This window comes from Flavobacterium beibuense, from assembly GCF_004151245.1.
Lineage (GTDB): Bacteria > Bacteroidota > Bacteroidia > Flavobacteriales > Flavobacteriaceae > Flavobacterium > Flavobacterium beibuense_A.
Genome location: NZ_JUIW01000007.1, coordinates 72,419 through 95,320, shown reverse-complemented (window position 1 = coordinate 95,320; position 22,902 = coordinate 72,419). Strand labels below are relative to the sequence as shown.

28 protein-coding genes and 1 tRNA gene are annotated in these 22,902 nt (G+C 38.9%); 7 read left to right on the top strand and 22 right to left on the bottom strand.

Translation table 11 applies throughout. The features are described 5' to 3' along the window. The first annotated feature begins 2 nt into the window (after positions 1-2). From NU09_RS10820 to NU09_RS10805, 4 genes are all read left to right on the top strand, one after another. A complete protein-coding gene (locus NU09_RS10820) occupies positions 3-1,418 on the top strand; it encodes an MBL fold metallo-hydrolase (protein ID WP_129751309.1) in 1,416 nt (471 codons plus the stop codon). Positions 1,419-1,498: 80 nt separating this feature from the next. Further along, positions 1,499-2,656 carry a TlpA disulfide reductase family protein gene (locus NU09_RS10815; protein ID WP_129751308.1) on the top strand — a complete coding sequence of 386 codons (1,158 nt, stop codon included), beginning with the start codon at positions 1,499-1,501 and terminating at the stop codon, positions 2,654-2,656. Between the two features lie 112 nt (positions 2,657-2,768). Beyond that, entirely contained in the window at positions 2,769-3,923 is a 1,155-nt protein-coding gene (locus tag NU09_RS10810) for a TlpA disulfide reductase family protein (protein WP_129751307.1), read from the top strand. 161 nt (positions 3,924-4,084) lie between these two features. Next, on the top strand, positions 4,085-4,855 hold the full coding sequence (locus tag NU09_RS10805) for an alpha/beta fold hydrolase (protein ID WP_129751306.1): 771 nt from the start codon (positions 4,085-4,087) through the stop codon (positions 4,853-4,855). Positions 4,856-4,985: 130 nt separating this feature from the next. On the opposite strand, the gene NU09_RS10800 is transcribed toward NU09_RS10805, so the two are convergent. From NU09_RS10800 to NU09_RS10785, 4 genes are all read right to left on the bottom strand, one after another. Then, positions 4,986-5,873, bottom strand: a complete 888-nt coding sequence (locus NU09_RS10800; protein WP_129751305.1) for a cation diffusion facilitator family transporter — start codon at positions 5,871-5,873, stop codon at positions 4,986-4,988. Between the two features lie 5 nt (positions 5,874-5,878). Then, on the bottom strand, positions 5,879-6,358 hold the full coding sequence (locus NU09_RS10795; protein WP_129751304.1) for a DUF2231 domain-containing protein: 480 nt from the start codon (positions 6,356-6,358) through the stop codon (positions 5,879-5,881). Between the two features lie 18 nt (positions 6,359-6,376). After that, positions 6,377-6,694: a hypothetical protein gene (locus NU09_RS10790; RefSeq protein ID WP_129751303.1), complete on the bottom strand. Its 318-nt coding sequence runs from the start codon at positions 6,692-6,694 to the stop codon at positions 6,377-6,379. Positions 6,695-6,790: 96 nt separating this feature from the next. Further along, complete coding sequence (locus tag NU09_RS10785; protein WP_129751302.1) at positions 6,791-7,234, bottom strand: hypothetical protein; 444 nt, start codon at positions 7,232-7,234, stop codon at positions 6,791-6,793. A 149-nt stretch (positions 7,235-7,383) separates the two neighbouring features. Here NU09_RS10785 and NU09_RS10780 point away from each other — a divergent pair. Further along, positions 7,384-7,464, top strand: a tRNA-Tyr gene (locus tag NU09_RS10780). Between the two features lie 136 nt (positions 7,465-7,600). Here NU09_RS10780 and NU09_RS10775 read toward each other — a convergent pair. The 6 genes from NU09_RS10775 to NU09_RS10750 form a co-directional block, all read right to left on the bottom strand. Continuing rightward, positions 7,601-7,915: a MazG-like protein gene (locus tag NU09_RS10775; protein WP_129751301.1), complete on the bottom strand. Its 315-nt coding sequence runs from the start codon at positions 7,913-7,915 to the stop codon at positions 7,601-7,603. A gap of 123 nt (positions 7,916-8,038) precedes the next feature. Next, positions 8,039-8,266: a hypothetical protein gene (locus NU09_RS10770; RefSeq protein ID WP_242501860.1), complete on the bottom strand. Its 228-nt coding sequence runs from the start codon at positions 8,264-8,266 to the stop codon at positions 8,039-8,041. A 3-nt stretch (positions 8,267-8,269) separates the two neighbouring features. After that, positions 8,270-8,818: a DNA-3-methyladenine glycosylase I gene (locus NU09_RS10765; protein WP_129751300.1), complete on the bottom strand. Its 549-nt coding sequence runs from the start codon at positions 8,816-8,818 to the stop codon at positions 8,270-8,272. A 23-nt stretch (positions 8,819-8,841) separates the two neighbouring features. Further along, a complete protein-coding gene (locus tag NU09_RS10760; protein WP_129751299.1) occupies positions 8,842-9,750 on the bottom strand; it encodes a helix-turn-helix domain-containing protein in 909 nt (302 codons plus the stop codon). A gap of 13 nt (positions 9,751-9,763) precedes the next feature. After that, positions 9,764-10,588 carry an SDR family oxidoreductase gene (locus NU09_RS10755; protein ID WP_129751298.1) on the bottom strand — a complete coding sequence of 275 codons (825 nt, stop codon included), beginning with the start codon at positions 10,586-10,588 and terminating at the stop codon, positions 9,764-9,766. Positions 10,589-10,749: 161 nt separating this feature from the next. Then, positions 10,750-11,124 (bottom strand): DoxX family protein, encoded by a 375-nt coding sequence (locus NU09_RS10750; protein ID WP_129751297.1) that lies wholly within the window; start codon positions 11,122-11,124, stop codon positions 10,750-10,752. Positions 11,125-11,225: 101 nt separating this feature from the next. On the opposite strand from NU09_RS10750, the gene NU09_RS10745 reads away from it, so the two are divergent. Next, complete coding sequence (locus NU09_RS10745; protein ID WP_129751296.1) at positions 11,226-11,588, top strand: winged helix-turn-helix transcriptional regulator; 363 nt, start codon at positions 11,226-11,228, stop codon at positions 11,586-11,588. 73 nt (positions 11,589-11,661) lie between these two features. Further along, positions 11,662-12,153, top strand: a complete 492-nt coding sequence (locus NU09_RS10740; RefSeq protein WP_129751295.1) for a YqhA family protein — start codon at positions 11,662-11,664, stop codon at positions 12,151-12,153. Between the two features lie 3 nt (positions 12,154-12,156). Here NU09_RS10740 and NU09_RS10735 read toward each other — a convergent pair whose 3' ends face one another. The 12 genes from NU09_RS10735 to NU09_RS10690 form a co-directional block, all read right to left on the bottom strand. Beyond that, entirely contained in the window at positions 12,157-12,855 is a 699-nt protein-coding gene (locus NU09_RS10735; RefSeq protein ID WP_129751294.1) for a DUF2490 domain-containing protein, read from the bottom strand. Positions 12,856-12,950: 95 nt separating this feature from the next. After that, positions 12,951-13,739: a transporter gene (locus NU09_RS10730; protein ID WP_129751293.1), complete on the bottom strand. Its 789-nt coding sequence runs from the start codon at positions 13,737-13,739 to the stop codon at positions 12,951-12,953. A 117-nt stretch (positions 13,740-13,856) separates the two neighbouring features. After that, positions 13,857-14,447, bottom strand: a complete 591-nt coding sequence (locus NU09_RS10725) for an OmpW family outer membrane protein (RefSeq protein WP_129751292.1) — start codon at positions 14,445-14,447, stop codon at positions 13,857-13,859. Positions 14,448-14,458: 11 nt separating this feature from the next. Next, positions 14,459-15,064 carry a DUF4136 domain-containing protein gene (locus tag NU09_RS10720; protein WP_129751291.1) on the bottom strand — a complete coding sequence of 202 codons (606 nt, stop codon included), beginning with the start codon at positions 15,062-15,064 and terminating at the stop codon, positions 14,459-14,461. Positions 15,065-15,145: 81 nt separating this feature from the next. Beyond that, entirely contained in the window at positions 15,146-15,781 is a 636-nt protein-coding gene (locus NU09_RS17210) for a hypothetical protein (RefSeq protein ID WP_242501859.1), read from the bottom strand. A 44-nt stretch (positions 15,782-15,825) separates the two neighbouring features. After that, positions 15,826-17,574 carry an arylsulfatase gene (locus NU09_RS10715; RefSeq protein WP_242501858.1) on the bottom strand — a complete coding sequence of 583 codons (1,749 nt, stop codon included), beginning with the start codon at positions 17,572-17,574 and terminating at the stop codon, positions 15,826-15,828. A 215-nt stretch (positions 17,575-17,789) separates the two neighbouring features. Further along, positions 17,790-18,845 (bottom strand): HAD family hydrolase, encoded by a 1,056-nt coding sequence (locus tag NU09_RS10710; protein WP_242501857.1) that lies wholly within the window; start codon positions 18,843-18,845, stop codon positions 17,790-17,792. Between the two features lie 99 nt (positions 18,846-18,944). Then, a complete protein-coding gene (locus NU09_RS17295; RefSeq protein WP_410501057.1) occupies positions 18,945-19,787 on the bottom strand; it encodes a sulfatase-like hydrolase/transferase in 843 nt (280 codons plus the stop codon). Next, positions 19,748-20,500 (bottom strand): sulfatase-like hydrolase/transferase, encoded by a 753-nt coding sequence (locus tag NU09_RS17200; protein WP_410501056.1) that lies wholly within the window; start codon positions 20,498-20,500, stop codon positions 19,748-19,750. Before NU09_RS17200 ends, NU09_RS17295 begins: the two co-directional genes overlap by 40 nt. A gap of 397 nt (positions 20,501-20,897) precedes the next feature. Continuing rightward, a complete protein-coding gene (locus tag NU09_RS10700) occupies positions 20,898-21,605 on the bottom strand; it encodes an SIMPL domain-containing protein (protein ID WP_129751290.1) in 708 nt (235 codons plus the stop codon). 137 nt (positions 21,606-21,742) lie between these two features. Then, positions 21,743-22,135 (bottom strand): hypothetical protein, encoded by a 393-nt coding sequence (locus NU09_RS10695; RefSeq protein WP_129751289.1) that lies wholly within the window; start codon positions 22,133-22,135, stop codon positions 21,743-21,745. A gap of 9 nt (positions 22,136-22,144) precedes the next feature. Next, the gene (locus NU09_RS10690; RefSeq protein WP_129751288.1) at positions 22,145-22,792 is read right to left on the bottom strand and encodes a rhomboid family intramembrane serine protease; all 648 of its coding nucleotides are present in this window, start codon (positions 22,790-22,792) and stop codon (positions 22,145-22,147) included. Positions 22,793-22,902 lie beyond the last annotated feature (110 nt).

Genomic DNA, 22,902 nt, shown 5'->3' with positions numbered 1-22,902 from the left:
ATATGAAAATAGAACAAATATATACAGGCTGTATTGCACAGGCAGCCTACTATCTTGAAAGCAACGGGGAAGCAGCTATTTTTGATCCGCTAAGGGAAGTGCAGCCCTATATAGACAAGGCGGCAAAAGACAATGCTAAAATCAAATACATTTTTGAAACCCATTTCCATGCCGATTTCGTTTCGGGACACCTGGATCTTGCTAAAAAAACAGGTGCACAAATTGTGTACGGCCCTACTGCCGCACCCGAATTTGATGCCGTTATAGCAACCGACAATCAGGAGTTTAAAGTGGGTAATTATACCATTAGGGCTATCCACACTCCCGGGCATACTTTAGAAAGCACCTGCTATCTGTTAATAGACGAAAACAACAGTATCCACGGTATTATAACCGGAGATACATTGTTTATTGGTGATGTGGGAAGACCCGATCTTGCACAGGCACTAACAAGTGAACTTACTCAAGAGGTTCTTGCCTCTCACCTGTACGATTCTCTTCGCAACAAAATAATGGTCCTTCCGGATGATATTACTGTTTACCCTAGCCACGGTGCGGGAAGCGCATGCGGAAAGAACATGAGCAAAGAAACTACCGATACACTGGGTAACCAAAAGAAAACAAACTATGCCTTAAGGGCAGATATGACTAAGGAGGAATTTACTGCCGAGCTTCTTGACGGACTTGGTGCTCCCCCAGCCTATTTCCCTCAAAATGTATTAATGAACATTAAGGGGTATGAGAGCCTTGATACTGTTCTTGAAAAAGGCGTTAAGCCATTAACGGCTCAGGAACTGGAAGCTACGGCAAACAGTACGGGTGCTATAGTGCTTGACGTAAGACATGAAAACGACTTTGTAAAACAACACATCCCTAATTCTATATTTATAGGCCTTCATGGTGGTTTTGCCCCTTGGGTAGGTGCGCTTATCCGCGATGTAAACCAGCCTATTCTTTTAGTAACTCCCGAAGGTAAAGAGGAAGAAACCGTAACAAGGCTTGCCCGTGTAGGTTTTGATAACACCTTAGGTTATCTTAAAGGAGGTATTGATGCATGGACAGCAGCAGGCTTTGAAACGGAAAGCATCCGTTCTATTTCACCGGAAGAGTTTGCAGAAGGTTTTGCTAAAAACCCTATAACTGTAGTAGACTCAAGAAAGCCGGGTGAGTACAGCGGCGGTCACGTAGCCGATGCGCTTAACATTCCGCTTGATTTTGTAAACGAACAACTAGCCGAAGTTCCTAAAGATGGTGATTATTACCTGCATTGTGCAGGTGGTTACCGCTCGGTAATCATGGCATCAATTTTGAAAGCAAGAGGCTACCATAATATGATTAATGTGGAGAAAGGTTTTGGCGGTATTAAAAACACAAATGTACCGGTAGTTACAGGCCAGACTTCGTGCAGTAATTCATAAAAATAAAATAATTGTTAACACTGCTATATAGTTCTTAATTTTAGATAATTTAGCAGCTTAAATCTAAATCGGAAAACATAATGAAAAAATTCCTTGTATTTGCTCTTACTGCTGCCTTAGCCGTATCGTGCAACAAGCTTAAAGAAAACGAGTACGAAATCTCTGGTACTATAGACCCTGCCTTTAACGGTAAGCAGGTTTTCCTTAAAGAACAGTCTGAAAATCCTATGAGCCCAATGACAGCCCTTGATACAGCTGTGGTTGAAAATGGTAAATTCACATTTAAAGGAATTTCTGAAACACCAAAAGAGCGTCTTATCTTTATTGAAGGTAAAGATCAGGATGGTGCTGTTTTTGTTTATACAGAAGAAGGACACATAGCTGTAGAAGTTAATAAAGATACCCTGTTCAACTCTGTTGTTTCAGGTACGCTTAACAACGACGCTCAGGCAAAATACACTAAACTTGCTATGGAGGCAGGCAGAGGTGACAAAGCTTTCCAGGAAAAAAACATGGAATTATTTAACAAAGCTAAAGCTGAAAACGATACTGTTACTCAAAACAAAATCATTAAGGATTACCAAAACATGAGCAAAGAAAACAACAAGAAATATGTTGCTTTCATAGAAGAAAATCCTAACGCTCTTGTTACCATCAAAGCTTTCCCTCCTCTATTTAATGATCAGGACAAAAAAGCTGCAGATATTCAGGCGTTATACAACAAGCTTTCTCCTGAAGTTAAAGAAACAGAGCTTGGTAAAAAAATTGGTGAGCACCTAACTAAAATGGCTGAAATGGAAGCTGCCCAGGCTAAAGTTGCCGAAGGTACAATGGCTCCTGATTTTTCTGCTGCAACACCAGACGGAAAAACTCTTTCTCTTAAGGAAGCTATGGGTAAAGTTACCATTATCGACTTTTGGGCTTCATGGTGCGGACCATGCCGTCAGGAAAACCCTAACGTAGTGGCTATGTACAACGAACTTCACGGTAAAGGCCTTAATATTATAGGTGTTTCTCTTGATCAGGACGCTGCAAAATGGAAAGATGCTATAGCTGCAGATAAACTTACATGGCAGCACATTTCTCACCTTAAAGGTTGGGAAGATCCTATCGCTAAAGAATATGGTGTAAACGGTATCCCTGCAACTTTCATACTTGATGCTTCAGGTAAAATTGTTGCTAAAAACCTAAGAGGCGAAGAACTTAAAGCTAAAGTAAAAGAGCTTTTAGCTCAATAATTACAGCTTACATTATAATAAAGCACGGATAGCCTCCGTGCTTTTTTGTTTCTATAATCCATGGTTTATTTATTTTTAAATAAATTAGCAGTTCAATAAAAACCAAATCACTATGAAAAAAATACTTGCAGTTACAGCAGTACTTTTAACCCTAATGTCTTTCAAGATGACTGACTATAAAGGAAAAGAGTACAAAATATCAGGAACGATAAGTGCCGACTTTAACGGTAAAAAAATATATCTGGCAGAAACTGTTGATAAATCCATAAAGAAACTGGACTCAGTAGTCGTAAAAAAAGGAGCTTTTACTTTTACCGGAGAGTCCGATAAACCTCAACAGCGCCTGTTATATATTGAAGACAAACTTGAGGATGGGCAAATAGGTCTTTTCATAGAAAAAGGTACTATTACTGTAAAAGTAAATACTCAGGACATACCTAAATCGGTTGTAGGCGGTACACTTAATAATGATGCTTTAAACAAGCTTAACATAATAATTGCCGACTTAGGTAAAAAAGAAGAAGCTTTTAAAGATACTCATTTTGAAAACTTTAATCAGGCTAAAGCTTCGGGAGACATTGAGACCCAAAACAGAATTGCGAAGGAATATGAAGCCCTTACGGCAGAAAAAAACAAATCGTACATCGCTTTTATAGAACAAAACCCTAACAGTATTATATGCCTGGAGTTATTCCCCATAATACTTAACGATCAAAATGCAAAAGCTAAAGAGATCAAGCCGGTATTTGATAAGCTAAGTGCCGATTCAAAGCAAACTGAAATGGGCCAGAAAATAGATAATTACCTTAACCAGATGCTTGTAAAAGAAAAGGCTATGGAAGCTACAGAGGTTGGTAAAAAATGTCCTGACTTTAGTGCTTCAACACCAGATGGCAAAACATTCTCGCTTAAGGAGGCAATGGGTAAAGTAACCGTTATCGACTTTTGGGCTTCATGGTGCGGTCCATGCCGTAAAGAAAACCCTAACGTAGTCGCTATGTACAACGAGCTTCACGGTAAAGGTCTTAATATAATTGGCGTTTCACTGGATAATAATGATGCAAAGTGGCAGGGCGCTATAGAAAAGGATAACCTAACATGGTACCATATCTCTAACCTTAAGGGTTGGGATGAGCCTATCGCGAAGGAGTTTGGCGTAAGTTCTATTCCGGCTACCGTAATTTTAGATAAAAACGGTACTATCGTGGCACGTAACCTTAGGGGCGAAGAACTTAAAGCTAAAGTACTGGAACTTTTAAACCAGTAAATCATTATAATAAGAGACTGTTTCAACGTGTCATTCCGAAGGTAATGCAGTAAAGAGAAGAATCTCAATCATAATTCGAGATTTCTCCTTTGGTCGAAATGACAAACTGCATTTAAAATGACATTTTGAAACGGTTTTTTTATTGCCTTATTTTAGCCTTCATGAAAGCAAACCTTATAAGCATACAGGGAAACAACTTAAACTATCACTATAAAAACAATTATCCGGGCAGGCATACGCTTGTATTCCTGCACGACTCTTTAGGATGTGTTGAGCTTTGGAGGGACTTCCCTGATAAACTTGCCGAACTGACCCAATGTAATGTTTTAGTGTACGACAGGTTGGGTTACGGAAAATCGGATGCAATGCCTGATGTTCCAAGACCAATAACTTATATGGAACCTCAGGCCGATGCCTTACATGATTTGCTTGCAGCACTTAATATAAGCTCCCCTATCCTGTTTGGACACAGCGACGGTGGCACCATAGCCCTTCTTACTGCTGCAAAGTATCCGGAAACTATAACCGCCGTTATAGCTGAAGCCGCCCATATATTTGTAGAAGAAATTACCCTTAACGGAATAAGAGCTGCCGCCCAAGCCTATAAAAATACCAACCTTAAACAACGTCTGGAAAAATACCACGGAGCCAATACAGATATCCTTTTCAGGGCATGGACACAAACCTGGACACGCCACGATTTCAAGGACTGGAACATAACAGGCTTTCTTCCTGCAATTACCTGTCCGCTTCTGGTTATTCAGGGAACGGATGATGAATTCGGCAGTCTGGAACAGGTTAACGGAATAGTAAACAATGTATCCGGAAGAGTAGAAAAACAGTTACTACCCGCCACCGGACATACACCACATAAGGAGACTCCGGAAGAGACATTACGCTTATCCGCAGCTTTTATAGAGAAGCTGTTTTAGAGGTTTCCATTTCGACCTTGTGGAGAAATCTCTGAAACCTATTTATTAGATTTCTCGACTACACTGCGTTTCGCTCGAAATGGAAGAGAAAAAATAACCCCTGCCAAAGCAGGAGGTTCTTTTTATATAATCAGCTGTAATCATCAGGTTCTACGTGTATAAGTATACGCCCCATACCGGGAATATCCCTCCTTAAATAATCTTCAAGGTTGTGCGCCAGCTTATGCCCTTCCTTCACTGTTATATCGGCACTAACAATGGCATGAAGCTCCACATGGTATACCATACCCGTTTTCCTTACAAAGCACTTTTCTGTTCCCAGTATACCGTTTACTTTTAGCGCTGCTTTCCTTATCTCCTCCACTACATCATCATACAGATGCTCATCCATTATCTCGCCCAATGCAGGACGAAAAATAAGATAGCTGTTATAGATAATAAATCCGGAAGCAAAAAGAGCCGCCCAGTCATCGGCCGATTCAAATCCTTTACCGCAAAAAAGCGCTATGGAAATACCTATAAACGCCGCTACAGATGTAATGGCATCACTGCGATGGTGCCAGGCATCAGCTCTAAGGGCAGAACTATTGGTTTCCTTACTCTTTTTAAGCACCAGCCTGAAAGAAACCTCTTTCCATATAATAATGGCACCCAATACAAAAAGCGTCCAGCTTTGCGGCAGGTCGTGTGGCGTTTGTATATTCAGTATACTCTCATAAGCAATTACTGTGGCAGCCGTAATTAAAAAGCCAACCACAATAAAGGTAATAAGCGCCTCTGCCCTTCCATGTCCGTACGGATGATTGTCATCTGCCGGGCGTGTGGAATATTTTATACCAAATAATACCAGTATAGAAGAAAAGATATCGGTAGTCGACTCAATAGCGTCGGCTATAAGCGCATAGGAATTACCGAAAAAACCTGCTGCACCCTTTAGCAATGCCAGCGATGCATTGCCTATTATGCTGAAATAGGTAGCCCTTATGGCTTTCTTTACATTTGTGTTTTCTTCTAACATACAAACTAATCGGGATTGTAGTCAGAACAGTCATCGGCAGGCTTATGCACCCCGGCTCCCTGTTCATAAACAACAGAAGCGCCTAAATGGCCTGCATAGCCTAATGCTATTCCTCCCGCTATCAATAAAATTACGATTAAAACATTAATAATTACTGCATTAAATGCAGCAATATATTTTTTTAGCATCTTTATTATAAGTACCACAGTATACACTATAAGCGATACATAGCTCCAGTACTGATGGTTTTGCAACACCTTGGGGTCGCATATTTTGCGTACCTCCACATTATAGGCAAGCTGGCCGCTGTAAATACCCGCCCAACCCGATATAACACCTATAACCAGCATTACAAAAGTTAGTTTACCTAAAAATTCGTTATTGCCTCTAGCCGAAAGCCTGAGCAGCCCTGCTACTGATGCCAGCAGCAGGGTAACTACAGGCAAATGTACTATAAGCGGATGAAACAGTTCTGTTCTCCACATACCATTTGTATTAAAGGGTTAGTCTAATATACTAACTGATAAAGGCTCCAGCCTGTTCCCTTTTTTCTCCACTTTCACCTCAACGTTTCCACCTTCGTGAAGCGCATCAAACTCAACCGCAGCACCATCTTTTGTAAGTTGGGTGTTATCGGTAAAATAAAGCTCTAAAAGCTTGTCATCGGCAGTTCTTACATAGATCTCTTTTTCATCGGCATCAACCTCTTCGGCTTTACCCTGGTAAGTTCCAGATTCTACGATGTCGGTGTCTTTGTTTTCTCCGCAAGAAGCGAATAACGATAAGCCTGCAATAGCAAGCATAGCAATACTTTTTTTCATGATAAGTAAATTTTTAGGTTAAAAAATAAAAAGATGCCCTGTAGCCCCGTGCTACAGGTTATAAGTTGTGCAGGGCAAAAGCCCTTTCAAATCAAATTAAACAGCAGGTGGTTTTATGAGGGAAGAATAATAAATACAGCTGTACAGGTCTTTTTTATGAGTCTGAGTATTTTTTGCAACAGGCTGCACAAAAACCGTAAGCTCTTCAATATGGTTTTGAGGTAAAAACAGTACAGGGGCAGTATGATTAACAATGTTCTTAAACGGAAGCTGCATGTCGCGGCTGTCGTCGTTATCATTAAGATCGTTCCCCCAGTAATGCATGGCGAGAAAATCGAGCGGGCTTATTTCATTATCGGCTTTTTTATGCTCTATAAAATGCTGGCACAATACGGGTACTTTTAAAAACTCCCGTATGCTTAGGCAATTAAGGCTCATAAGCGAAATTAATATGTAAACAAGTGCTTTTTTCACGATACCAAAAATACTACTTACACGGGGATATATAAAGACATTAACATATTTTAATGATAACTTCATGCACCTGTAAAAAAATATGCAGCTATATTTATTTAGCTTCCAGCTAATTAAAAAATAGTTTTTAAAATAGCCCTAAATATGTTTGTATAGTAAGAAAACAGTACTATATTTGCACCGCATTAAACAACAATGCATGTCTAAAATGGCATGGGGAGATACTCAAGCGGCCAACGAGGACGGACTGTAAATCCGTTGGGAAACCTTCGCAGGTTCGAATCCTGCTCTCCCCACAAAACAAAAAGCTTCGATGAAAATCGGAGCTTTTTTTTATACCTATATTTTACCCGTTACGAACTTTTCTCAAATATATCTGTTAAATCAAAACTTAACTCATTACTCATTTAGTTTTATACTTTTATAATTATGTTATAAAAGCTGTTCTGTCCTGGTTAAAAATCTTTCTGTTGCTTCTTTAATATCAATACCCAATCTTTCAGCCAAAACAATAAGCCACCAGATGTTTTCTCCAAGTTTATGTTCAAGTTCTTCTTTAGAATTAATCTTGGGCCAACGACCTTCCTGCGACATTATATTTCTGCCTACTAATCCGGCATCCGTAAGATATGCCAGAGCATCTTCTTCTATTGTCCATTCACTATTATGATGTTGTATTTCAAGTTCGTGATATTTTTTTCTTAACGCAACAGAACGTTTTACTATGGAGTCAAAATCATTACTCATATCTATATATTTTAATGGATTAAATCAGCTTTTACATAAGCTATTTTATTGTTCTTAAAAAGTAAATCAAAACTCCCTCTAATAACCCTCTCAGGAAAATCGCCTGTAAATTCCACTTCTAAATTAGGCACTATTATCTTTGTTTACTATCAGTTCATTTAAAACTGTTTGCGTATTATAACCTATAAAATAACTCTCAAAATAATATTTAATACCTGAATGGCCTGTAAATTTTTCTCCTACTGAAGGATCGTCCAAAATTGCCTCCGGGAGAAAAAAATCTAAATAGTGTTTTGTATCAATGCTATTTGTTGCTTCCAGCCAACTGTCTATAAATTCCTTTATTTCCATAACCTATTGCCTTGCCCACATTGGATTTTGTTTTAAAGTTTTATGATACACACTACAGGTTTCAGAATGTGCACCCGGCAGGTAGCCAATACTCATTAAAAATTCGTTTACAATTTCTCCTCCTGTAAACTTAAAATTCTTTTTAAAAAGTTTAACCCACTCTTCTTTAGTTTTGGGATGGTGATGTTCTAACCATTTTTCAAAAGAGCCAAATTCCTTTTGTAATAACTGTATGGTTTTAGCATTTTCTATAGCCGCATTAACCTTAAGTTTATTACGAATAATACCGGGATCATTTAAAAGCCTTTCTCTGTCTGTATCAGTATATGCAGCAATTTTATTAATATTAAAGTTATCGTATGCCTTCCTGAATGAAGCCTCTTTTTTTAATATTGTTTCCCAGCTTAAACCTGCCTGGTTAATCTCCATTATAAGCCTCCCTAATAACTCGTTATCATCATGAATAGGAAAGCCATAATGATTATCATGATAATTTTTGTGCAGGCTGCGCCTGGGTTCTTCCATAGTTGGAATATAATTGCAATAAGACATAAATATTATTTTTTTGATTGATGTTAGTTGAATGATTGTCTGTACTCAAGCGGTTTCATACCTGTTTTACGCTTAAATAGTTTATTAAAAGACTGAGGATATTCAAACCCTAAATGATAGGCAATTTGTGAGATACTCAGAGTACTGGTACTTAAAAGTTCTTTTGCCTTATCAAGCATTTTAATCTGAAGATACTGCTGAGTATTCATTCCGGTTAACGACTTTAACATATCACTTAAATAGCGTTGAGATACACCCAGCTTATCGGCTATATCAACCACTGACGGTACACCCTCAAATAATGATTCTTCCCTGTCAAAATAGGTTTTCAGTATTTCGTCAAAGCTTTCAAGCAAGTCGTTATGCACAACTTTTCGGGTTATAAATTGCCTGTTATAAAAACGATTACTATAATTAAGCAACTGTTCTATTTGAGAAATAATAATATCCTGGCTAAAATTATCTATAGAGGATTTTAATTCACGCATGATACTTTCAAAAAGTGCAGTAATTATCTCTTTTTCCTGCTGTGAAAGACATAAGGCCTCATTAACTGAATATGAAAAAAAACCGTAATTCTTTATAGTTGCAGCCAGTTTGTGATTACGCAAAAAATCAGGATGAATAAGTAACGTAAGTCCTGCATAATCGGCATCTCCGCCTGCAACAGAGAGAACCTGCATAGGAGAAGAAAAACTTAATCCCCCTTCTTCAAAGTCATAATATTGCTGACCATATTTTAATTTTCCGCTAAAATTAAATTTAAACGACACTTTGTACATATTTAGTACAAGGGCTTTAGAAAGCTCACTAACATCTGCCGTAATATCAGCATAATTAGCAATACTTATAAGCGGATGTAATGGTGCAGGCAAACCTAATGCTTTATTCAGCTGGGATATGGAGTTAAAAGTATGGGGTAAATTTTCCATTTAACAAAGATATTTAAAAGTTAAGGAAGTTTTTAACCTTATATATTTCATTAATGCGCCTGCTGTTAGCTTCAATTCCTAAATCATCCCTTAAACGGCTAATTTCAACAGCATCAATACCTGCCACATAGCGTATAGTATCTGTCCCGTCTGTAGCTGCCTCATATACCCTTTGGGCTATTTCTTCAGGTTCAGTAAAATGAATTAGCTCACCACTTTCAAAACCTTTTGTCATACGCTCTAAAATAGGGTTATAAGCTTCGTGGTAAGTAAGATCCATAGCAGCTCCTGCAAAACTGGTTTTTATACCACCCGGAGCGATGGTTTTAAATTTAATACCAAAAGCAGCCATATCATAACCCATGCTTTCACTCCATCCTTCTAAAGCAAACTTAGTTGCACAGTATATTGATGACAACGGATTAGCAACAATACCATATATGGATGTAGTTGTAATAAAAATACCCTTAATACCTTTCTCCCTGAAATAAGATACAAACGGATGTGCTACACGTAATACTCCGTTAAGGTTAGTGTCTATCTGCCTTGCAATCTGCTGCTCAGTATATGTTTCAAACGGACCGACAAGCCCATATCCTGCATTGTTAAAAACCACATCAATAGTTGCTATTGAAACTGCTTCTTTAAAAGCCTGCTTTACCTGTACACTATCAGTTATATCCATAGCAAGCAAATGAACATTATTCAATAAATTAAGTTCTTGTTCTTTTTCAGGGTTACGCATAGTAGCAATAACACGCCATCCTTTACGCTGAAATAATTTTGCTGTTTCTTTTCCTAATCCTGAAGAAGCTCCAGTAATAAAAATTGTTTTCATATTGTAGTAATTTATTTATAATGCAAAATTGCCGCAACATAAAAGTTATAAAGTAGCCAAAATGGTAAAATATGTATCCTTATTGGCTATAAACAAAAAAGACAGCCTTTTAGGCTGCCTTTATACATCAATTATCAGATAGATAATCAAAAAACAAACAATTATTTTGTAATCTTTACAGCCTGTAGTTTATGATAATAGGTATAAGAAACACTTAGTAATATCAATACAATAATAGGCGCTATTGCTGTTGCAAAACCCTGCACAACTGTGTGTGCTATAATAGCCGAGATAAACACGATACCAAATCCTGTATAAGCCCATTCCTTAAACCTGGCAGGAACCTGAGGAAGTAGTATAACAAACAAACCTATTATTTTTGCTATACCCAGCTCTATCCTAAAATAATCAGGGAAGCCCAAAAGCTTAAAAGCCTCTTCCATTTGCGGCATTAATAAATATAAAAATCCGGATACACCGCCCATAAGCATAGCCAGCGATGTTGTTACCCAATAAATAATCCTGTTTTTCTTCATTGTAAAAATCTGTTTGGTTTTATACCACAAACTTACGTACATTTACTTTCTAAAAGTTAGCAGTTACCCAAAGGTAAGCACTAACATACAGGTAAGTAAAAATGAAAAATTCAGAAAAAGTACACGACCAGCAAAGCTGTACGGCAGCCTTAAATGCCATGAGTGATTCCTTTTACGTTATAGGCGGTAAATGGAAATTACGCATTATAATATCGCTGCGTAACGGCCACACACGTTTTAACGAAATACAACGTTCCATACCGGGACTGTCGGCAAAGGTTTTGTCGGGCGAATTAAAAGACCTCGAGGCTAACGGACTTATAGAACGAAAGGTATATGCCGAAACTCCGGTTGTTGTAGAATATGTTATAACGCCATACAGCGATACTTTAGAGCCAGTATTGAATGCACTGGTTAGCTGGGGAGAGCAGCACCGCAACAAAATACGCGAAGGGGTCTTTTAAACTGTTACTATTTAATTTTAACATTTAAAGGAAATTACTTAACTTAGGATAAGTAATTCAAAACCCGCCTATTATGAAACTTCTTTTTACTTTATTGGGAAACCTGTCTAAATTAGTTTCACTGTTAGTATTCCTTTGCGGACTCGTAACACTCATTCTTGCAGGTGTTGATTTTGTTGAGGCGCTTAAGGTTGTTTTTGAAGATGTCACAAATAAACCTGCACTTATAGCTGCCGGCATGCTTAAAACAGTAGATTTTGTACTTATATCGTTAGTATTTTTTATTTTTTCGTTGGGTATAAGTGTTTTATTTACAGAAGAATCGGAAGAGAAAACAAAAATGGTAGCCGCATTACCCAAATGGTTACAGATGAAGAACCTTACCGAACTTAAAATAATATTATGGGAAACCATACTAACCACATTTGTAGTTAGCTATATTGCCGATTTGGCGCTGCACAAAGTACTTAAGCACGGTAACTTTACCACGGCACAATTAATACTTCCGGGCGCTGTATTTTTACTGGCTGCGAGTTTGTACTTTCTTAAAAAAGGAGAAAAATAAAACCTACTTATCAATAGCTGTTTTTTCTCTTTTAAATTTCCCTTTAAACAGATCTGAAAACAAATCGGTAAAAACCACATTTACCTGAATGGCATCATAACTCGAGGTTTTATCAGGTCTTGGCAAAAGTTCGTTTACATAAGACAGCTCTACCTGAAACTCATTGACAAATGAATAACCAAAACCAACAGTTAAACGGTTTCTGTCAAAAAAGGTGTTACCACTAATACTGCTTCGTGTTTTAAACATAACTTCATCAGACATAAACGCATAAACAACTCCGGGTTTAATTATAGGTCCGTTTAACGGATAAGTTGCCTTTGCCTGCATTCTTAACCGCATAACCGCTTCAAAATAACCGGCATCATTTTCCAGATGCCTGTCTTCCAGCCTGCCTCTTAAGTTGGTTCGCAGCCTGGTTTTTGTCATCAAATAAGTGAACTGTGTAGCCAGCCTGTGCTCGGGAGATTTGTCCTGTAAAAGCTCCGGCACATTTGTATTGTAAAAAAAAGCATAGAAAAAGGATATCTTAACCCTTTCTGAGGGATAATAATGTGCCCAGCCCCTACCGTAAAACTGTATTAAATTGTAAAAAATATTGTTATGCTCAGGTATTCCGCTGGTTGTTATACCCATATCGGCCTCAAGCGACCATTTTTCATTAATGTCTTTTACAAAAGCATATTCGTTCCAAAACTGCATATAGTTTTCAGTTTGGGAGTAAACGGCAAAACCTGTTAGTAAAAACAGGTAAAGCCATTTTTTTTTATTGTTACCGCTAATAGGCACACTATGTATTATTTAGGGAAAAGGAAAATAAGTACGGCACGCCAACCCCAGTCGGTTTTGGCACCATCGGGAGCTGCAAGGTTAAACCTTGGCCCAACAACAATAGATACTTTTTGCCCGCCCAGGCTTGTTACCCCGCTTAGTGTTGGGTTAAGCCATAAGGTAGTATTACTGTTTTGCCAGTCCTGAGTCATTTCCATATTACCCCCCAGTCCGGCACCGCTTTGCCAGTTATAGGTAACAAAAGGCTGAAGGAACATCTGGCTCACATCGGGTCTGTCGCTGCTTCCAGCCACACTCCATATCTGGTTTACAAGGGCACCATACGTCCACCCGTTAGATTGTTTTAAGGCAACTGCTGTTGGCCCCACACCAAACTTTTTGGTGGTAAGGTAATCGTCTGTACCTACCGGTAAAAGTAAGGCAGGCCCTACACCCCATGTAAGTCCGTTTTTAGAGTTTTTAGGACTCATAAAACTACTCACAACCGCATCGCTCAGTCCGTTTTGTTTTTCGCCCACTCCGGTAATATTATACTGAGTTACCACCGGAAGGATTACCCTGTTTATCAGGTTCCAGTTCTCATTTAGGCTTACCGGAATAACAGGCTGAAAATTCATGGTATTTCTGGATCCGTTAAGATCTCCAATACCATAATCGCTGTTATTCTGAAAAGGTACGCTTATAAGCGATGCAATGGGGTTAGCAAGTTTTTTAGCAAGTGCTTCTGCATCGTCCTGTGCTTTTACTGTAAGCATTCCTAAAAAAAGGAAAGCAAGAACATAACTTTTTTTCATAATGGTTAGTGTTAGTTAATGATAATTCTTACCAAAGGTGTTTTTTAAAAATAACTGATTGGCTTCAGTATTTAAAATTGTAATTAATTCGTAATAAGCTACCTAAAATTACAGGCTTTAATAAAACCATACTGCCCCTATCATTACAGACGAATAAGTCATACTACCTACATTATCTATATCAGAAGCATAATTGTATCTGTAAGAAAGGTTAAGCCCTATATTAGCGGCGGCTTTATACTGAAGGCCAACTTCAGGCTTAACCAAAAATGCCCAGCCGTCGTTTACAACTTCAAAAATCCCTATATCGGCTCTTTTGTCTACATACATAGTGCCCAAGCCTATGCCTAAGTAAGGCTTTACATTAGGGCTGTTACCAAAATAATATGCCCCGTTTATATAAAGTGGTAATGCATTTACATAGTTAAACTGTTTACCCGAAAGAGTTTGTGTACCATCGGTTAGTGAGCTGTATCCTTTTTCTTCATAAAAGGTTTGCAACCCAATACCAAACCCAATACTTACATTGCTCTTTAACATAAAGGCATAATCTACCGCTACTCCCCTTCCGCTTACATTATCGGTAAAATCCTTAAGGTCACCCGAAGGAAAACCTATTGAATAATTTACCGAACCAAACGAATCCTGAGAAAATCCCTGTGCGCATATAAGGGAAAAAATTGCTGCTAAAACTATTTTTATCTTCATAATACAGGGATTTAATTGTTAAACGGAGATTGCATAAATGCCTGATCTATATTAGCATCTATCCTGTCTATTATATAGGCATCACTACCTTCTAAAAGGCCGTTTATAACACATACCCACTCTACAGGAACCTGATTATCTGCAATGCCCGAAGGGCTTGTCATCTGTATCACTATCGTACCTACACTAAATCCGCTTACATATGTTGGGAAGTAGCCCGGGTAGTACCAGCCCCATCCGGGAAAATACCCCGGATAATACCAGCCCCACCAGTCTACACTATAGTATAGGAAATTAGAGTCCATTGCAGCAGCAAGCACTATAATATCAGGGTCGTCATTCTCATCTACTTCTGTCCATCCCTGTGCGTTAAGGTTAGTTCTTAGTGAGTTTATTATAGCATTACTAAAATTAGTATCTATAAAATCGGGGTTGAAATTCTGGCTTCCGGATACATCAATTACTCCATCGGGTAAGGAATAAGTATATGTTTGTGAAAAATTAAAATCAGGAGAATAATTGGTATAAACCGAGTCGAGTTCGTCTGTATACTCAGGTCCGTCAGGATAACAGCCTGCCAACAGTATAAACAGAGAGAAAAGTAAAACTTTACGCATAAAAATCTTTATTTAAATTAAATTTTAAAAAATAAAGCCCCATCCTAAAAAAGGATTAGGGCTTTACACTATAAATGAAATCTAATCTCTCTTCATCATTCTGGCTGCTTCGGCTTCAAGATCAACAAAGCTTTCTTCACTAATATCTACACCCACACCTATTATTGTTCCTCCTTTAAAGGTTCCCGGTGTTTTGTACAGTTCGCTTACGGCATCGCCACTGTCAAACCCTACACAAAGTCCGTCGCCCGAAAGGGTAAACTTACCGGGCTGTGTTCTCATAGGGCCTTCGGCAACTTTTTTACCGTCTATATACAGTATGCATTTACCTATCTGCTCACCTTTATCTCCTGTTTTTTCCCTGATAAACTCGGCACCAAAAGTATGCTTACCTGTAGTTACAGGAACAGATGATACAAACTGTTGTTCCGGTTTAATGCCAAGGAAGTTATACACATAGTACAGTTTCTTGTCTTTTATAAATAAGGAATGTCCTCCAAAACGTGAACCGTGAGCGAACAACACTCCCGATGCGTTGGCATCCTTAACATCCACGTCGGCAACAATTTTGTATGAACGACCACGAATACTAACAGCAACACCTTCCGGTACCGGTGCAGTGTGCGGATAATAAATGTATCTTGTTCTTGGCTTTTCCTGAGACGGACGCTCTGTTCCTAAAACTTCTAAGGCAGTACGGTCGTCCAGAGGTAACACAAGGTTTTTATCGGCCTCTTCAAACCAAAGATCTACTAACTCTTTTAGTTTCTCAGGATTCTTTTAGCAAGGTTAACAGATTCACTTCTGTCTACATCCACATGGTACAGTTCCCATTCATCTTTGTCAAAGTTTCCTTTACCTGTTAACGGTGCATGTAGCGCTACGGCTTTCCAACCGTCTTTCCATATAGCCCTGGAACCTAGCATGGCATAATATTGTACGTGCTTTTGGGTTGGTGCTGTTGGCGAAGCATCAAAACTGTATCGCATAGAAACCCCTGATAACGGGTACTGCCCCACACCATTAAAGGTTTTAGGTATTTCAAGTCCGCAAATTTCCAGTATTGTAGGTACAATATCGGTACTGTGGTGGTATTGGTTTCTTACCTCACCACGTGCCTTAATACCTTTAGGCCATGATATTACAAGCGGATCACAGGTACCTCCTGAATATTCGCTGTATCGTTTAAACATTTTATAAGGAGCAGAAAACGCTGCTGCCCATCCTGTAGGGTAATGTTCATACGTATCAGGCCCTCCCAGCTTATCAATATATTTCATGTTTTCTGAAAGCTCATCGGGGTAACCGTTAAAGAATTTGTTTTCGTTTACCGATCCGTTTGGCGAACCCTCTCCCGAAGCTCCGTTATCGGCAGCATAAATAACTATTGTGTTTTCAAGCTGACCCGTTCTTTCAAGGTATTCTACTATCCTACCTACCTGATAATCGGTATATTCAGAGAAGCCTGCATATACCTCAGCCAGTTTAGAGAATAGCTTTTTCTCATCGGCACTTAACTTATTCCAAGGCTTAACATAGTCTCCCGGATTAGATACATTTGGCGGAAGCGGATTAAAGTCTTCCATCTTGGTATCTTTTGGTATAATGCCTTTTGCAATCATGCGTGGTACTACCCATTTGCGGTATGCATCATAACCTTCGTCAAACTTGCCTTTGTATCTGTCTATAAATTCCTGTGGTGCGTGGTGCGGTGCATGGTTAGCACCTGGACAAAACCACATATACCAGGGTTTAGAAGGGTTTGTAGCTTTTTGATCCTGAATATACTGTATGGCCTTATCGGCTAAATCTTTAGATAAGTGATAGCCATCCTCAGGGCCATAAGGCTGCTCTGTAAAATGATTATCCTCTACAAGATCAGGATACCACTGGTTGGTTTCGCCACCCAAAAAGCCATAATAGCGGTCAAAGCCCATTTGGGTAGGCCATTGGGTTCTCGATGCCCCCGATGCCACATCCTGCTCCGGGACATTATGGTTTTTACCTATCCAAAACGTACTCCAGCCGTTTTCCTGTAATATTTGTGCTATCGTGGCACATTGTTTAGGTATACGCCCATTAGAGCCGGGATAACCGTCTGTAGCTTCTGTAATGGCAGCATTACCTGTTAAGTGGTGATTACGCCCTGTCAATAAAGTAGAACGTGTAGGCGAACATAAGGCCGTAGTGTGCCACTGGCTGTAAATAAGACCGTTATCGGCAAGTTTTTGAAGTGTAGGCATGTTAATAGCCCCTCCAAAAGGCGACCAGGCAGCCTGCCCTGTATCATCAAACAGTACAAACAATATGTTTGGTGCTCCTTCGGGTGCCGATTTAAGTGTATAAGGATCCCAATCGGCTTTAGAGTCCCTTACATCGAGCTCTATAACGCCTTTAAAATTTTCTTTTCTTACCTGTCGGGGGTCAGACTGGGCAAAGGTTTTGGTAAGCGCGGGTACAAGGCATAGCAACATAAACAGCACGCCTTTTCTCATAGTAGTAACATTCATAACAAATTAATTTAGTGGTTCGATTAGATTTCAATAAATAGTAAAATCTATTGGTTAATGATGAAAAATTAATTTTCCGCCAGTGATTAGTCCTGTGGTAGAGGCTCAAAGTCGCGCCAGGATTGGCCGACCACTAATTGAATGTAAAAAGATGTGGTAGTGATTACAGTGATTTGATTGTTATCTTTATATATCTATATAATTATATCCTTAAACTATTTATCTGAATTATACACTTTCTTCCAGTCGTCTTTCATGTTAACTACTGTCCAGCCTTTTTGGCTGGCCTCGTCAAGGCCTTTGTCAAGTTTACCTATATGCGATTTCCTGTCATAAGCCCATTCCCTTATAGAATCGGTATGGTGTACATACAGTTCAAAATTCTTGTAACTGTTTGAAGCAGCATATTGCAACATTTGCAAATCGCCATCAGAATTTCCTGCTGCAAAAACAGGCTTGCGCCCTATAAATTTATTTATGGCAACAGGCTTACCTTCCTTGTCATCCATAAATTCAAGCTGAGGCAATATTCTTATAACCGGGTTTCCATTATTGTAGTCAAACTCGGTTTTATTACTACTGCCCACAGTCTGGTCTTTGGGTATACCATAAACACCTTCGGCCCAGGCACGCATAAAGCCCAACCCTCCACCTGAAACTATAAATACTTTAAAGTCGTTTGCCTGTAAATATTTTACAAGCTCCAGCATGGGCTTAAAGATTAAATCAGTATAGGGTACATTTTTGGTTGGGTGTTTGGCGGTAGCAATCCAGTCTTTTACAATGGTATCAAACTCATCGGTAGTTACACCGCTGTGCGATACCATTACTATTTCCATAAGGCCTTTTTCTCCCTGTTGCATAAGTGCATCCATATCGTTATCCAGCACGGCCTTATATGGCTGCTTGTTTTTCCACTCCGGGTGGTCTGCCGAAAGGGCTTTTATCCTGTCCATAGCAAAAAACAACTGGAAATAAGCCGGTTGCTCGCTCCATAGGGTGCCATCATTATCAAATGTGGCAATACGGTCGGCTACAGGAATAAAAGAAGCACTACCCTCAGTAGTTACATCTTTTACATAACTGATAATGGCTTCTTTATTGGCTCCGTCATTCCATGACGGTAGCGGATCTGCATTTTCGCTTACCTCAGTCGTTTCTGTTCCTGTCTGAATATCTTTAGCAGGTTCCTGCTTACATGCCGCTAAAGAAATGAAAAGCATGAAGAAAGCAAACAGCCTTGTTACAGGGGTGATTAGTTTACTATTCATATATTGGTTGGTTGATTGTGGTTATACGGGCATTAAAATGCCTTTAAAATAATTACCCCGACTCCTATAGAGCCGGAGTAAATTAATATAATGAAAAAACTACTGTCTGCTGCCTGCCTGCAATATCTGTTCTATTGCTTTGTTTATATCCAGCGAAGCTGCTGCCTGCCTTGGCGGAAACTCCTTAAATGTTTCAAGGTGCTCTGTAAGCAATCCGATAGCCGGCTGCATTACCCACGATTTCATCATTATCTGATGGAAACCTGTTATATCATCATAATGCTCAAACGGGTCTTTCCTAAGGTTAAACAGCATAGGCATGGTGTGCGATACCATATCGTCAAAATAACGCTCTTTAGTAGCAAAGTGCATTTTCCAAGGGCCTACACGCATTGCCGTTAAGCTCGATTCATAATAATAGAAGAAATAATTACGTGCCGACTCATCTGTTTTACCCGTCCAGTAATCAAGGTTGTTAAATCCGTCTATATGCACCTTATAGGTCATATTACCAGCCTTCTTGCCTTTTTTAAGTTCTTCAATAACGTTAGGATTACTGGCAGCTGCCATAAGTGTAGGCAGTACATCTTCGTGTGCCGAAATTCCGTTTCGTATAAGTCCCGCAGGAATTTTACCCGGCCATCTTACCAAAAACGGAGATCGAAGCCCGCCTTCCCAGGTTGTCATTTTTTCTCCCCTAAACATAGTTGTACCGGCATCGGGCCATGTACTTTGCTCAGGTCCGTTATCTGTAGTATAAATAACAATTGTATTTTCAGCAATACCAAGCTCATCCAGATAATCTAACAGCTCGCCTACCTGCATATCATGCTCCATAAGTCCGCTACCAAATTTATCAGTGTCAGTACTTATCTTCCCCGCAAGGTTTTTATGTTCGTCCTTTAAGTGAGTATACACGTGCATACGCTTGTAGCATGCCATATAAAGAAAGGTTTATTGGCATCTTTAGCGCGTTTCATAAAGTCTTTAGATTTTGCTACCAGCGTATCGTCAAAAGTTTTCATACGCTCTGTAGTAAGTGGTCCTGTGTCTTTAATGCGTTGTTTGCCCACACGCCCGAATCTTGGGTCTTCCGTACCGTCGTCTTTTGTTGAGGCATAAGACTCTATAACACCACGAGGACCATATTTTTCGGCAAATTCCTTGCTTTTAGGGTAATCAGGCTGTTCCGGCTCTTCCGATACGTTTAGGTGGTACAGGTTGCCATAAAACTCGTCAAACCCATGTACTGTTGGTAAATGCTCATTACGGTCGCCCAAATGGTTTTTACCAAATTGCCCTGTCATGTAACCCATAGGTTTTAAAAGCTCGGCAATGGTTGGGTCTTCAAATTTAAGCCCCAGCGGATTACCCGGCTGCCCTACGGTAGTCAGGCCTGTTCTTACGGGTTTTTGTCCTGTTATAAATGCAGCACGCCCTGCGGTACAGCTGGGCTGCGAATAATGATCTGTAAACAAAACTCCTTCTTTGGCAATCCTGTCTATATGCGGTGTTGGGTACTGCATACCTAACGAATAGGCACTAAGGGAATTAGGCGCCACATCATCAACCATAATAACCAAAATATTAGGTTTGTTTTGCGCATAGGATAAAAACCCTATAAATAAGATAAGGAGTAAAAATTTTAGTTTCATAAGCTGTTATAATTATTGGTTAGAAATCCAACAGCATTTTGTGAACTTTTGAGGCATTTGAGGTAAAAAATTTCCCCTGCATCACTCTGCAGGGGAAATTGGTGGGGATTACAATAATTAACCTGATTTAAATGAAATCTTTATATTTTTAAACCTGAAGAAAGGAAATCCCCGGGGCGCATTTCCCGGGGAAGGAACAACATTTAACCTGTTTCAGGTCGACATTATGTTTTTTAAGAGCGTGTTAAAACGTTATTAAAATTAACAAAATAAATTCCTGAAAGACAAATATTTAACAATCCTTTAAGTGTTGTTTGTGGTTTTCACGCAAAAAAAATCCCCGCAACCTTTCGGCTACGGGGATTCACTTTCTATAATTAAATTTTCTGCGATTATTTTAATTACGTAGGTCGTTCGAGTTTATTTTGATAATAAAACCTACGGTTACATTTGCCTTAATTTCTATTTCTCCGGCAGCTATGGTTTCTCTTTGTCCGCCAGCCTCAGCCTTATCATACATTGCCATAGTACGCATTGGCATATAAGACGATACTGCGTTTTCGTTTATCATAATGGCAGGACCCATCTCCTGGTTTAAAGCCGACATATACTCCTGTGCTTTCTTTTTAGCATCCAGCATCGCCTCTCTCCTTGCCTGAGTTTCATATTCTTTTTGCTTAGACGACTCAAACTCCACTCCCTGAATGTTATTTACGCCCGACTCTACCAGTCCGCCCATAAGTGCGTCATATTTTGTAAGGTCTCTTAGCTTAACCGTAATGGTTTGTGAAGCCGAGTAATAGTATTTCTTTTTATCGTAATCGTAGTTCCTGTTTAGGTAGACGCGCTGCGTTTGATAGTCTTTTGCATCTATACCTGATTTTTTAAGGTATTTAAGTACTGCATCAACTGCCTTATCGTTTTCCTTTTTAACATCGGCCGAGTCATTACCCTGGTTGTTAACCCCTATGGTTATGGTAGCCATATCGGGCACTACTCTTATTATACCTTCCCCTGTTACCGTTACCTGCGGAATTTGTGAACCGGTTTGGGCATTTACTGCTCCGGCAACCATCATTACTAATACTAATGCAATTTTTTTCATAGTCTGTATTTTTTATTTTGTTTGTTGAAATCCAAAATGCGTGCCAATAACGGCAAAGTTTCCTACAAAATTAGGTAAACCTTACAACAACGAGCGTTAAGAAAATGATAATCAAACGGATGGTAAATGATATTTTTTTATGATAAATTCTTTTCAAGATCATCTAAAAAAGCTTCCCAGTTAAAATCAAACTTGTTTTTGTAATTGTAACTGACTTCTCTTGTTTTAGACAAAAATCCCTGAATAATCTTATCTTTTTTATCGGAAAGATTTAAGTGAAAGAATGTATCAAAATCCAACTCATATTCATACTCTAGTGCGTTTTTTTCTTTTGACCATCTGTTTCTTTTTTGTTTAAAAAAGGGCTTAAATCCTTTAGAAACGCAAATAGCACTAACATAAATTAAATCGATCTCTCCGTAATTTTTATTTTCAAAAAAAGCATTTAATGATTTTGTTAATTCGAGGGTAACGGTCCTCTCTTCCCAAGTAAATTCTCTTGAGAACGTAGATCCTATACTTATTTCCATTCTTATAAATTATATCTTCCCTGATCGGGCCATAAAGAACAAAATAACTATAGGTACTATAAGTAAGCCTATTACAAGAGTTTGTGTCTGGAAAAGTTCGGGCCTTTTACAAAGCGTAAATACGAGTCCGCCTATGGCACCTCCAAAGTGTGCCGTATGGCCTATATTATCGGCTTTGGCCCTCATACCATAAATGGAGTATATAAGGTATCCCAATCCAAAAACATATAGTGGCATTGGTACGACAAAGAATAAAAGTATGTTCATGTCCGGGGCAAGCAATACCGCCGAATAGATAACTCCCATTACCGCACCCGATGCGCCAATAGCCCTGTAATGCAAATCATTTTTATGAATAGACAGTGTTAACAGATTACCACATATAAGGCTGGCAAAGTAAATAATAAGGAAGTTTATTACTCCAAGTCCACCTAACACAATAGGTGCAAATATGTATAGCGTATACATATTAAAAATAAGGTGAACGGGGTCGGCATGCAAAAACGCACTGGTAAACATACGGTGCTGTTCCCCTGCCCTTATACTACCTATGTGAAAGTCGTATTTCCTGAAAAAATATACATTATCAAATCCTTTAAAGCTTACTAATGCGGTAATACCAATTATTACCCAAACTACAATATTTTCTATTCCCATATTCAATTTTAAAATGTAAATTTAACCAATAGTATTGAAACTTTTCCTACCGTTTAGGAAAGAAAAGCTTAAATAAACGATAATAAAGTATATTTGTAAAAATTTAAAGA